Here is a 12,766-nt window from a genome sequence, read left to right as displayed (position 1 = left end):
CTTCGGTTCCGTTCTCTTGCGGACGGGGCGTCGGCCGCGGGAGCCCGTCCCGGGGCCGACGCCCCGCCCCCGGTGCGGGGAGGGCTGGGGAGCTGCGTGTTCCGGTGCTCAGCCGGCCTCGGCGGCCAGCGCCTCGGCCCGGTCGGCCCGGTCGGCCCGGTCGGTGCGGGCGGCCTCGCCGGTCCGGTGGGTCCGGTCGGCCGGGGCGGGGGTCAGGCCGGCGACCAGGTCGGCGATCACGTCCAGCGCACGATAGGCCTCCAGTTCGGTACGCAGCTCCTCGGCACGCCGACGGTACCCGGGATCGGTCAGGACCCGCTCGACCGCGGCTGCCACGGCCTCCGCGGACGGCCGTCCGGTGCGCAGATTGACCCCGGTGCCGGCCCACTCCACCCGGGCGGCGACCTCCGGCTTGTCCTCGCTCCCGCCGGCGACCACCAGCGGCACGCCGTGCCCCAGCGCGGTGTGCACGCCACCGTAACCGCCGTTGCTGACCAGTACGTCCGCGTGCGGCAGCAGCGCGTCGAACGGGACGTACCCGGCCGCCCGGGCGTTGGCGGGCAGCCCGGACACCTCGGCGGCCAGCAGCCGCTCCCCGTCCCGGCGGCCGGTGGCCGCGATGACCAGAAGGTCCGACCGCCCGCCCAGCGCACGCACCGTCGGTGCCAGCAGCGCCGTCACATCCCCGTTGGCGGTGGTGCCCTGGGTGACCACGACGACCTTGCGGCCCTCCGCCCCGGCCCGGGTGAGCTCGGGCCACCACACCGGCAGCGGCGCGCCGTCCGGCGCGGGCAGCGGCAGGGCGCCGACGAACCGCACGTTGGCGGGCAGGTCGCCGCGCGGGTACTCGAAGCCGGGCACGGTCAACTGCAGGAAGTGGTCGGCGGCCTCGGTGACGGCCCGGGCCCGCTCGCCGGCGGGCAGCTCCACGCCGGCGGCGGCGAAGGCCCGGCGCAGGTGCTCGGCCACCGGCCGGTCCCGCTCGGCCAACTGCTCGGCGAGCGCCGCGTAGCGGGCCCGCTCGGCCTCGTCCGTCGGAGGGAGCAGACCCGGGCCGAACGGTGCGGTGTCCCGGCTGTCCACCATCACCGGGAGGGTGCCGACGGCGACCACGACCGGGCGGTCACCGGCCTTCCGCTCCAGCGCCAGGGCGGCCCCGCCCAGGAAGAGGCTGTCGTAGATCAGGACGGCCGTCGGGAACCGGGCCAGCAGCTCGTGCAGGACGGCCAGTTGGGCCGGCACCGGGTCGCCGAAGATGTGCCTGGCGTCCCAGGCGGTCCGTTCCGGGCCGGGAGGCACCAGCTCCCGCTCCGGGAAGCTGACGGCGAGGTCGCGGTCGTCGAAGTCGGCCTCCGAGGGCAACGCGCGGAAGCCGAGGCCGGCCGCTGCCACCGGCTCGGCGAAGCGTGCGCCGCCCAGGAACACCACGTCGTGGCCCAGACCGGCGAGGTGGCCGGCGATCCGCAGCAGCGGACCGGTGTGCCCGGCGGCGGGCGTGGCCGCGACGATGACCTTGGGCATGGGGGGTTCCCTTCAGGGGGAGTGCGGCGGCCGGGGGAGCAGGCGCCGTCGGCAGGGGGGGGACGACGGCTCCGGGGCCGTCGGCACCACCGTGGCCGAGCGGAATGAACATCCGATCAACGTCCGATCGCCGCGGCAGGGGCCGGGGAGCCGGCCGGCTCCTGGCAGCCGCGGCGAGCACACCATGCTGACGGCCGTCCGGCGGTCGCGTCACCATGTCACCGGCGGCCGTCCGTCCGCTGATCCGCCGGTCTGTCGGGCGCGCCCTGCGGCAGCTCCTGCTCGGCCCAGATGGTCTTGCCGTGCCGGGTGTAGCGGCTGCCCCAGCGGTCGGTGAGCTGGGCGACCAGGTAGAGGCCACGGCCGCCCTCGTCGGTGACCCGGGCCCGGCGCATCCGGGGCTGGGTGGCGCTGGGGTCGGACACCTCGCAGGTCAGCCGCTCGGCATGGATCAGCCGGACCTCCACCGGGCCGCCCGCGTAGCGGATGGCGTTGGTGACCAGCTCGCTGAGCACCAGCTCGGTGGTGAAGATCAGGTCCTCCAGCCCCCAGGAAGTCAGGTACTCCGCGGTCCGCTCGCGGACGGCGGCGACGGCGGCCGGGTCGGCCTCCACCGACCAGGTCGCGGTGGACTCGGGTGGCACGGCCCGGGTGCGGGCCAGCAGCAGCGTGACGTCGTCGGCGAGCCGGTCCGCCGGGCGGCCGTCGACCAGCTCCCGGCCGAGCTCCGGCAGCGCGGCGGTGGTGGTGCCGGGCCGGGCGAGGCGGCGACGCAGCTCGGCCATGCCCTGGTCGAGGTCGATCTCGCCGCCGCGGCCGTGGATCAGGCCGTCGGTGTAGAGCGCGAGGAGGCTGCCGGGGGCGACCTCGACCTCGGCCACCTCGAACGGCAGTCCGCCGACGCCGAGCGGCGGACCGGGGCGCACCGGCACGTACTCGACGCTGCCGTCCGGTGCGGCCACGGCGGGCGGCGGATGGCCGGCCGAGGCGACCGCCAGCCGCCGGGACACCGGGTCGTAGACGGCGAAGACGCAGGTCGCGCCGAACGCGACGGCGCGGCGGGGAGCGGGCCACTCGTCGCCGTCCGCCGGGCCGCCCGGCGCGGACGCTCCGGTGCCGGAGCGGGACGCCTCGCCGTGCCCGCCGCCGACCCGGTGGCTCCCGCCGTGGTCGAGCGTGTGCCCCCACCCCTGGTCGAGGCCGCCGCCGGGCGCCTCGGGGGCGTAGGGCTCGTCCTCGTCGGCCAGCAGCCGGGAGACCAGGTCGTCGAGGTGGACGAGCAGTTCGTCCGGCTCCAGGTCGAGGTCGGCGAGCGTGCGGACGGCGGTGCGCAGCCGGCCCATGGTGGCGCTGGCCTCCAGCCCGTGGCCGACCACGTCGCCGGTGACCAGGGCGACCCGGGCGGAGGAGAGCGGGATCACGTCGAACCAGTCGCCGCCGACGCCGGTGGCGGTGTCGGTCGGCAGGTAGACGCTCGCGGTGCTGACGGCGGCGGTCTCGGTCTGCGCCGGCGGCAGCAGGCTCCGCTGCAGGCCGACGGCGGCGCGGCGCTCGCGCGTGTAGCGGCGGGCGTTGTCGAGCGCCAGCGCGGCGCGGGCGGCGATCTCGCGCAGCAGGTCGTGGTCGGCCGGCCCGTACGGCGGGCGGCGCGGGCCGCGGCGGACGGTCACCCGGCCCAGCAGGGTGCCGCGTGCGCGCAGCGGTGCGGTCATCGCGGTGGCGGGGTCGTCGGCGGGGTCGTCGGCGGGGGCCTCGGCGGTGGGCGCGGCGATGTCGGAGCCGCCCGGCGGGTCGGTGGCGTCGACCAGGACCTGTTCGGCTGCGGCCGGCACGGCGAAGGCGTCGACGCCGGAGCCGGGGTGCCGGTCGAGGGCGACGGCGGCCCGCCGGAGCAGCAGCCGGCCGTCGCGGTCCGGTACCGGCTCGTCGCCGCTGAAGACCGCCTCGGCGACCTCGACCACCGCGAGGTCGGCCAGTCCGGGCGCGAGCACCGCGGCCAGTTCCTCGGCCGTCCTGGCGACCGAGAGCGAGCTGCCGACCGCGGCGGTGGCGCGGTGCAGGACGGCGAGGCGTTCACCCGTCCGGTGGAGCTCGGTCACGTCCGTGAACAGCGCGGTGACGCCGATCGCGTTGCCGTCGGGCGCCTGCAGCCGGAAGGCCGAGACGGCCATCACCGCGCCGCGGCCCGGGTCGTCGATCGTGCGGACCAGTTCCTCGGCCAGCACCAGCGGCCGGCCGGACTCCAGCACCTCGTGCAGGTGACGTTCGACCGCCGCCGCGTCCGCGGCCTGCAGGAAGTCGCCCAGGCGGTGGCCGCCGAGGTCGGGCGGGAGTCCGGTGTAGGGGAGCAGGTGGGTGTTGGTCCTGACCAGCCGGAGCCGTTCGTCGAAGACGGCGAGGCCCACCCGGTCCTGGAGGAACAGCTCGCGGGTGAACGCCTGGTCCTGGCGCCACTGGGAGACCAGGCCGGCGGGGGCGGCGAGCACGAAGTAGCGCGGCTCCGCCCTGCCGGGGTCTCCCGTGGCGGTGGTGTCGGTGGTGTCGGTGGTGGCGGCGGCCTCGGCGGCGGGGCCGGGGGCGGCGAGCGGGAGGACCTGGAAGACGACCCCCAGGTCGTCGCCTTCGCCGGAGCGCACCACGGCCTGGCCGGACCAGGTGCCCGGCAGCCGGCCCGCCAGCAGCGCGGGCCAGGTGGCCGGGTCCGCGAGCAGTCTCCGGACCGATCGGCCGCAGACCTCGTCGGCTCGCAGGGACAGCAGCCGCTCGGCCTCCGGCGTCCAGCGGGTGATCCGGCCGGCCGCGTCGAGCAGCGCGCCGGCCGCGCGGTCGACGTAGGGGAACCGCCGGCTGTCCATGTGCACACCTCGGATGTGTCTCGCCCGTGTCCCGCCGACCGGCCGCCCGCCGTCCGACGGTCGTGACCGCGACCGGCCGGCGACCGACCGTGCTGCTCGTGCCACCCGTCCGCTCCCGGTCGTGCACGCCCACCCCGCCATCATCCCTCCGACGGGCGCAGCCGCCAGCGGTACGGCACGGCGCGGGCACGGCGCGCAGTGCGGCGGGCACGAGGCGTGGCGGCGGGAGGAGTGGCCGCGCGAGGGGTTCTCGGGCCGGGGCTCTTATTGTACTCTCCGTCAATAAGCGGGGTCGGCGGGGACCTCGCAGGCCACGCACCTGGAGGCAGCCATGACCCGGACCGGTACGGCGGCACGGTTCCACGGCCACACCGCGGCCGACGACGACGTCTCGAAGCGGCTTCTGGAGTCGGCCGCGACCCTCTCCTACGACCCGGCGGCCGAGATCGACTGGGAGGCGCCGCTCCCCGACGGCCACTACGGTCTCAACCCCGAGTGGAGCACGCTGTACGGCACCCGCCTCTGGGGCGAGATGTCGGAGGAACAACGGGTCACCCTCACCCGGCACGAGGTCTGCTCGATCATGACGACCGGGATCTGGTTCGAGATGATCCTTCAGCAGATGGTGCTGCGCGACCAGTACCTGAAGGACCCGGGCAGCGCCGAGTTCCGCTTCGCGCTCACCGAGATCGCCGACGAGTGCCGGCACTCGATCATGTTCGCCCGGGCCTGCGAGAAGATGGGCGTCCCGCAGTACCGGCCGAGTCGGCTGATCGCCCAGGCGGGCCGCCTCTACAAGGCCACCGCCCGCGGCGAACTCGCCTACGGCGGCATCCTCGTGGCCGAGGAGGTGCTCGACGTCATGCAGCGCGACTGGATGCGCGGCGAGAACGTCCTGGAGATCGTCCGCGGGACGTCCCGGATCCACGTGGTCGAGGAGTCCCGGCACATGAAGTTCGCCCGCCAGGAGATCCGCGAGCGGCTGCGGGGCGCGAGCCCGGCACGGCGCAGGGCCGCGGCGACCGGCATCGCCGCCGGCGCGTTCGTCATCGTCAGCAGCATGGTCCACCCCGGCGTCTACCGGGCCGCGGGCCTGGACGTCGAGCGGGCGATCGCCGAGGTCCGCGGCAGCGAGCACCGCAGGGCGATGATGCGCACCAGCTCGCGCCACCTGATGGCGTTCCTGGCCGAGGCCGGGCTGCTCACCCGCGCCTCGACGGCGATCTACCGCCGCATCCACATGCTCTGATCCCGGCACCTGCGCCGAGTCCGGGCCGGGCCGCGGTGCCGGCGGCCCGGCACCGCAGCCCGCCCCGATCGGACCACCCCCCACGCAGCGAGGACCCCACCCCGGCCATGGCCTACGCGATCACCCAGACCTGCTGCAACGACGCCTCCTGCGTCTCCGTCTGCCCGGTCAACTGCATCCACCCGACACCCGGCGAGCCCGCGTTCGGCAGCACGGACATGCTGTACATCGACCCGGCCGCCTGCATCGACTGCGGCGCCTGCGCCGACGCCTGCCCGGTCGACGCCGTCTTCCCGGTCGACCGGCTCGCCGGCCCCGACGCCGTCTTCGGCGACCTCAACCGGCAGTACTTCCGGGACCACCCCGGCGACCACGCCTGGAGCGCGCCGACCTTCCCCCGCAGCCTGCCCGACGGCCTCGGCCCGCTGCGCGTCGCCATCGTCGGCACCGGCCCCTCCGCGGGCTACACCGCGCAGTCGCTGCTCCGCACCACCGGCGCCGACATCACGATGATCGACCGCCTGCCCGTGGCCGGCGGGCTGCTGCGCCACGGCGTGGCCCCCGACCACCAGGCCACCAAGCGGATCGCCGAGAGCTTCGCCTCCGTCTTCCACCACCCCCGGCTCACCGTCCACCTCAACGTGGAGGTCGGCCGCGACCTCAGCCACGCCGAACTGGCCGCCCACCACCACGCGGTGGTCTACGCGGTCGGGGCCGCCGCGGACCGCCGGCTCGGCCTCCCCGGCGAGGACCTGCCCGGCAGTCTGCCCGCGACCACCGTCGTCGGCTGGTACAACGCCGACCCGACCGTGCCGGCCGACGCCGTCGACCTCTCCGCCGAACGGGTCGTCGTGATCGGCAACGGCAACGTCGCCGTGGACGTCGCGCGGATCCTGCTGCTCGACCCGGACCGGCTGGCCGCCACCGACATCGCCGACCACGCGCTGGCCGCGCTGCGCGGCAGCCGGGTCCGCGAGGTGGTGCTGCTGGCCCGCCGCGGGCCGGAACAGGCGGCCTGGACCAGGCCGGAGTTCCTCGCCCTGCGGCAGTTGCCCGGCGTCGAGGTGGTGGTGGAGGACCACCCGCAGGTCCGGGCCGCGCTCGCCGGCGCCGCCCCCGGCTCCAAGGCGGCCCTGCTGGCCGGGCTGCCGCTGGAGGCGGTCGACACCGCCGCGCCGCCTCGCCCCGGAAAGCGGATCGTGCTGCGCTTCCTCGCCGCGCCCGCGGCCCTGGTCGGTGACGGCCGGGTGGAGGGGCTGCGCGTCGAGGACGGCCGGGGTGGCGGGGGGACGGTGGCGGCCGGCCTGGTGGTGCGGTCCATCGGCTACCGGGGCGTGCCCGTGCCCGGCCTCCCCTTCGACGTGGACGCCGCGGCCGTCCCGCAGCGCGCCGGCCGGGTGGTCGACCCGGCGACCGGCGAACCGCTGCCGGGCACGTACGTGGTGGGCTGGGCCAAGCGCGGCCCGTCGGGCGGGATCGGCGCGAACCGGGCCTGCGCCCAGGAGACCGTGGACGCCTTCCTGGACGACGCGGCCGCCGGTGTGCTTCCCGTGCCGACCGGTGGCGGCAAGGATCTCGCCCGGCTGGTCCGCAGCCGCCGGCCGGACGCCCTCGGTCTGAAGGAGCTGCGCGCCATCGACCGCACCGAGCGCGACCTCGGCCGGGCCGCCGGCCGCCCTCGGGTCAAGTTCACCACCGTCCCCGCGCTCCTCGCCGCCACCCGCCGCCGCCCCCGCTGACCCGCGAGTCCGTGGGTGCACCGACGGCCCGCGCAGGAAGTCGCCGCTCCGGCCCGCCCGACTCCGCCACGCCGCTGCCCTTCCCGCCCCCGGTCCGATCCGCGGCACCCCACCGAGCGGGCTCGCTGCACGAAGAGCCGGGGAGACCCGGCCCCGGGCGGCGGGAGGGGCGGGCGCGGGCCGCCGCCACGCCGGTGCTCCCGGCGGCTCCGGGCGGGTCGGAGCCGCCCGCGGCAGCGCGAGAAGTCGGACCGGCCGACTTCTCGCGCAGCGCCGGTGGCACCACAGTCGCCGCCACCAGCGGGAACGCCACCACCAGTGCGTAGGCCGCACCGTAGCCGACCGCTCCGACGAGCGCGCCCACAGCCGGGGCGACGCAGGCCGCGACCGCGTTCTGCACGGTGGTGTGCACGCCCAGCGCCCGCCCGGCCCAGGCCGGACCCGCGTACTCGGCCACAGCCGTGAAGGACAGGCCGTTGGTCGACACCGTCAGCACTCCGGCCGCCGCCAGCGCCACCACCGCGACCGCCGAGCCGGTGAAGGCGGCGACCGCGAGCACCGCCAGCACCCCGGCCGCGGTCAGCGCCAGCCGCCGCATCGGGCCCACCCGGCTGCCGGCGACGTCCGACCAGCGCCCGGCCGCCAGCCGCGCGCCTGCCCCGGCCACCTGCACGCAGGCCAGCAGCGGACCGGCCGCCTCGGGCGGCCACCCGCGCTCGTCCACCAGGAAGACCAGTGCGAACACCGACACCGTGAACTGCGGTACCACCAGCAGCGTCGCCGCCCCGTGCAGCCGCCACAGCACCGGCGTCCGGTACGGGTTGCCGGCGCGCCTCCCGTCACCGGCCGCCGGCCGCGCCGGATCGCGGACGGCCGCCGCCACCAGCAACGCCGCCCCCAGGCTCAACCCGCCCAGCACGACCAGCGCGGTCGCCCGCCCGTGCCCGGCCAGCGGCGGCAGCAGCAGCGCCGCGACGGCGACGCCCAGCGGCAGCGAGGTCTGCCGCAGGCCCATCGCCGACCCGCGCTGGCGCGCCGGAAACCAGCCGAGGATCAGCCGCCCGCTGGAGGCGTGCGCGGACGCCCCGGCCGCGCCTGCCAGCAGGAAGCCGGCCCCGAGCCCGACCGTGCTGTGCACCCGCGCCGTCCCCAGCAGCACCAGCCCGCCGAGCCCCAGCCCGGACGCCAGCACCCACCGCTCACCCCACCGGTCCGCGGCCGCCCCCCACGGGGTGAGCGTCAGCACCAGGCCGATCGTCGGGCACGCGGCCAGCAGGCCCGCCTGAGAGAGCGACAGCCCCTCGTCCCGCAGCGCGGGGATCAGGTACGGCAGCCCGAACTGGAACGCGCAGCCGGAGGTCATCGCGAACATCCCGACCGCCAGCACCAGCCAGCGCCGCGGATCGCCCTGCTCCTCGTCCATGCGGGGCAGCTCATCAGATGAGCGACGGATTCAGTAGAGCCGCCCACCTGGCGGACCGCGGGCTGCAAGACTTGGCGCCGTGCCTGATCCGACACGCAACCGGATGACCGGCGGAACGGTCAACGGCCAGCTCATCCAGGCGAACCACGTCAACCTCACGTTCGAGGCGGCGCAGGGACCGCCGGGCCCGCGGTGGCCGCATCAGGTGGGCGTCGTCCCGACCGTCGCCGACGCCTTCCAGACGCGTGGCCTGGTCGCGGCCATCGCCGAGGCCGGGGCCGTCGTCCTCGTGGGCATGGGCGGCATCGGCAAGACCCAGCTCGCGGCCCACCACGCCCACGCGGAGCTGCACGACGGCCATGTCGACCTTCTCGTCTGGGTCACCGCCGTCGACCGCCAGGCCGTCCGGCAGACGTACGCGCAGGCGTCCGTCGAACTCGGACTCGCCCCCACCGGGGACCCTGACCGCTTCCTCGCCTGGCTCAACACGACCGACTGCCGGTGGCTCGTCGTCCTCGACGACCTCCAGGACCCGGCCGACCTACGCGGACTCTGGCCCCCGGGCACGGCGACGGGGCATCTGGTCGCCACCACCCGTCGCCGTGACCCGGCCCTGCGCACGGCCGGGCGCGCCGTCCTCGACGTGGAGCTCTTCTCGCCCGAGGAGTCCCTCGCCTACCTCACCGAGCGCCTCGACCTCCACGGCCTCGCCGAACCCGACGACGAACTCGCCGCGCTCGCCGAGGACCTGGGCCGCCTCCCGCTCGCCCTCGCCCAGGCCGCCGCCTATCTGATCGACCTCGCCGACACCGGCCACACCGCCGCCGACTACCGCGCCGGGCTCCGCGCCCGCCGCCCGTTGGCCGAGCTCGCCCCCGGACCGGCCGCCCTCCCCGACGACCAGAGCGCGACCCTGGCGGCCGTCCTGGCGCTCTCACTGGAACGCGCCGACGCCGCGACGGCCGGCCTGGCCACCCCGATGCTCCAACTCGCCTCGGTGCTCGACCCCAACGGCATCCCGGTCGCCGTCCTGGTCGCGGAGAAGGCCCGAACCCATCTCGGGCCGGACGTGAGCGGGGCAGCCGCCGAGGAGGTCCTCCGGAGCCTCTCCCGTCTCTGCCTCGCCGATCGCATCATGCCGACGCCCGAGCACCGTCCCGACCTGTTCCGGGTCCACGTCCTCACGCAGCACGCCGCCCACGACACGGTCCCGAACGAGGACGCGCGCGCCGCGCTCCTGGAACGTGCCACGGGTGCTCTGGTCGACGCGTGGACAGAGGCCTTCGACCGCCAGGAGATCTCAAGGGTCATGGCGGCCAACTCCGCCGTCCTGCGTCATCGCGACACCGAGGCGTGGTGGAACGACACCGGCAAGGCGCTGGCGCGGATCGAGGGCGTCGTCCTGGGGACCTCAGGGTGCGGCGGTGACGCCGCTGAGCACTTCGGGCGACTCGCGGCCGCGGCCTGTGCCCGGCTCGGGCCCGATGACGGCTACTCGTGTGAGATCCGAGGTCTGCACGCCTACCACCTCGGGCTGGCGGGGGACCCGGACGGTGCCGCCGCTCTCCTGGAAGACCTCCTGGCCGATCAGCTCCGGCTCCTCGGACCCGAGCACACGGACGTTCTGACCACCCGCCGGGACCTCTGCCGGTTCCTCGGCGACCAGCCCGGTGAGCTGGAGGCGGCCCGCTGCCTGGCGGCCGAGCTGACCCGGCAGCACGGCAGTGCGGACCAGCGGGCGTGGGCCGCCCGGATGGAGGTGGCCGGCTATCTGATGCGCCACGGCGACTTCGCGGCCGCTGCGGCGGAGATGGCCGAGACCGGGGCCCCGGAGGTATCGGAGGGCCTCGATCCGAGGGAGCTGGATGTCCTGTCCTCGGCCGTGCAACTCCTCGTGCAGCTCCTGTCCGACAGATCGGACGCCGCCGCGCAGCACGCCTTGATCGCACTGTCGGAGGAGCACGGCCGGTGCGCAGGGACGTCAGGTGACCTCCACCTGCTGGTCCGGACGCTCCTGGGGATGGGTCTGCTGTTCAGCGGTCGCACTGACGTCGGACGCGAGGAAGTGGAGCAGGTGCTGCCCGACCTCTTGCGGATGCTCGGCGCCGACCACGCCGCCTCGAAGGCGGCTCAGGAGATCCTGGACGTCCTGGGGCCGGGGCCGTCACGGGTGATAGAGCTCGGCGATGCGGATGACGCGGCCCTGTGAGTCCTGGACGAGGTCGTACTTGTCGCCGTAGCAGCCGTACGGGGCGGCCGGGGTGCGCTTGGCGAGGCAGTCGTCGGCGTGCTGGACCAGGACGGTGAGCGGGACGGGCTTCGCGCCCTCGCCGTGTCCGAGGTCGACCAGGGTGGCCGTCGCGGTGGGGGCGAGGGTGTACTGGGCCGGCTCGCCCGTCGCCTCGTAGTAGCCGTCGCTCGGGACGTCCGGGCCGCAGACGAATCGGGTCGGGCGGGCGGTCAGCGCGGTCGGGCCGACGCTGGCGAGCTGGACGACCCGGTGTCCGGCCCGGTACGCGGCGGAGGCGCAGGCCGGGGTCGGCGTGGCCGGGACCGCGGGTGTGGACGCGGTGGTCGGTGCGGTGGTCGGTGCGGCGGTGGCGGTGGCCGACGGCGCGTCCGACGACGGCGCGGCGGGTGCGGCCTGCGGCGCGTCCGACGACGGCGCGGCGGGTGCGGCCCGCGGCGCGTCGTCCGCCGGGCCGCAGGCGGTGAGCGCGGCGCAGCAGAGCAGGGCGGCGGCGAGGAGGCGGCGCGAAGAGGCGGGCATGGCGGAGGTCCCCCGAGACGTGGCCGACGATCAGTACTGGAGTACACGCCGTGGACCCCCCGCTGCGTTCCCGTCCCCGCCATGTTTCCGCACCCGCCGGTTGCCACCCGGCGGGTTCCCGTTCCCGCCGGGTGTGCGGACCCGGCGGGAACGGAGCCGGGGAGGAGGCGCCGGCAATCGCCGCGGCCGCTACGCCGCCACGCGCCGCGCCGGGTCGTACGCCTCCCGGACCCTCGCCTGGGCGGCCGGGTCGGCCCCGAGGTGGTCGAGGCCGAGCAGGGCCGCGCCCAGCACGGGCGGTGCGACGACCACGCGCGGCTCGGCCAGCGGCGCCGCCGCGGCCAGCCGGGTGGTGACGTTGTCCAGCAGCAGCGGCTGCCGGGAGGCGAGCACCCCGCCGCCCAGCACCACCGGGGTGGGCTCGTCCAGCAGGTCCAGCCGTCTCAGCGCGACGACGGCGAGCCGGACGATCTCGTCGGCCTGCCGGTCGATCAGCTCCCGGGCGACCTGGTCGCCGCCCTCGGCCACCGCGAACAGCACCCGGACGATCTCGTGCAGCCGGGCGAACGGCAGCTCCCCGAGGTGGACGGCCTCGGCGACGGCGCCGGTGCTGGGCAGCGCGAAGTGCTCGGCGATGGCCGGGGCCAGTGCGGTGGGCCCGCCTCGGCCGTCCTCGGCGCGCACGGCGTGCCACATGCTGCTGACGGCGAGGCCGCTGCCGCCGCCCCAGTCGCCGGTCAGCTCGCCGAGGGCGGGGAACCGGGCGGTGCGGCCGTCGGGAAGCAGTCCGACGCAGTTGATCCCGGCGCCGCAGACGACGGCGATTCCGCGCGGGCCGTCGGTGCCGGCCCGGAGGAGCCCGAAGGTGTCGTTGGCGACGGTGGTGCTACGCCCCCAGGGGTGGGACTCCAGGGCGGCGCGCAGCGACTCCTCCTCGACCGGCAGGTCGGCGTTGGCCAGGCAGGCGCTGACGTGGCTGGTCAGCACGCCGCTGCGGAGGGAGAGGCCGGCAGCCGCCGCGGCCTCCTCGACCAGGGGTGCGAGGCCGGCGACGGCGGCCGCGCCGCCGATGGTCTGGGGAGCGAAGCCGCCGCCCCGGGCGGAGCCGTGGACGGTGCCGTCGGCGCCGATCAGGGCGACGTCGGTCTTGGAGTTGCCCGCGTCGATGGCGAGGACGCCGGGCAGGAGCGGTTCGGGCTGGTGGGTCAT

The 12,766-nt window shown here is 76.3% G+C and carries 8 protein-coding genes; 3 read left to right on the top strand and 5 right to left on the bottom strand.

Translation table 11 applies throughout. The features are described from left to right. Positions 1-108: 108 nt before the first annotated feature. Together ACF9IK_RS10940 and ACF9IK_RS10935 are read right to left on the bottom strand one after the other, a co-directional pair. Positions 109-1,521: a glycosyltransferase gene (locus tag ACF9IK_RS10940; RefSeq protein ID WP_395294042.1), complete on the bottom strand. Its 1,413-nt coding sequence runs from the start codon at positions 1,519-1,521 to the stop codon at positions 109-111. Positions 1,522-1,739: 218 nt separating this feature from the next. Further along, positions 1,740-4,376, bottom strand: coding sequence for a SpoIIE family protein phosphatase (locus ACF9IK_RS10935; RefSeq protein ID WP_395294041.1), 2,637 nt, complete (start codon positions 4,374-4,376; stop codon positions 1,740-1,742). A gap of 331 nt (positions 4,377-4,707) precedes the next feature. On the opposite strand from ACF9IK_RS10935, the gene ACF9IK_RS10930 reads away from it, so the two are divergent. Then, positions 4,708-5,625 carry an AurF N-oxygenase family protein gene (locus ACF9IK_RS10930; RefSeq protein WP_395294040.1) on the top strand — a complete coding sequence of 306 codons (918 nt, stop codon included), beginning with the start codon at positions 4,708-4,710 and terminating at the stop codon, positions 5,623-5,625. A 107-nt stretch (positions 5,626-5,732) separates the two neighbouring features. Next, entirely contained in the window at positions 5,733-7,364 is a 1,632-nt protein-coding gene (locus tag ACF9IK_RS10925; protein WP_395294039.1) for an FAD-dependent oxidoreductase, read from the top strand. On the opposite strand, the gene ACF9IK_RS10920 is transcribed toward ACF9IK_RS10925, so the two are convergent. Beyond that, entirely contained in the window at positions 7,315-8,787 is a 1,473-nt protein-coding gene (locus ACF9IK_RS10920; protein ID WP_395294038.1) for an MFS transporter, read from the bottom strand. The genes ACF9IK_RS10925 and ACF9IK_RS10920 overlap by 50 nt on opposite strands. 79 nt (positions 8,788-8,866) lie before the next feature. On the opposite strand from ACF9IK_RS10920, the gene ACF9IK_RS10915 reads away from it, so the two are divergent. Further along, on the top strand, positions 8,867-10,996 hold the full coding sequence (locus tag ACF9IK_RS10915; RefSeq protein WP_395294037.1) for an NB-ARC domain-containing protein: 2,130 nt from the start codon (positions 8,867-8,869) through the stop codon (positions 10,994-10,996). On the opposite strand, the gene ACF9IK_RS10910 is transcribed toward ACF9IK_RS10915, so the two are convergent. Beyond that, on the bottom strand, positions 10,952-11,557 hold the full coding sequence (locus tag ACF9IK_RS10910) for a hypothetical protein (protein ID WP_395294036.1): 606 nt from the start codon (positions 11,555-11,557) through the stop codon (positions 10,952-10,954). The genes ACF9IK_RS10915 and ACF9IK_RS10910 overlap by 45 nt on opposite strands. Before the next feature lie 189 nt (positions 11,558-11,746). Next, positions 11,747-12,766 (bottom strand): N-acetylglucosamine kinase, encoded by a 1,020-nt coding sequence (locus tag ACF9IK_RS10905; RefSeq protein WP_395294035.1) that lies wholly within the window; start codon positions 12,764-12,766, stop codon positions 11,747-11,749.

Origin of the sequence: Kitasatospora hibisci, assembly GCF_043950205.1 — a bacterium.
Lineage (GTDB): Bacteria > Actinomycetota > Actinomycetes > Streptomycetales > Streptomycetaceae > Kitasatospora > Kitasatospora hibisci.
The sequence above is the reverse complement of the archived record's forward strand: the minus strand, read 5'-3'. Positions and strand labels throughout refer to the sequence as shown.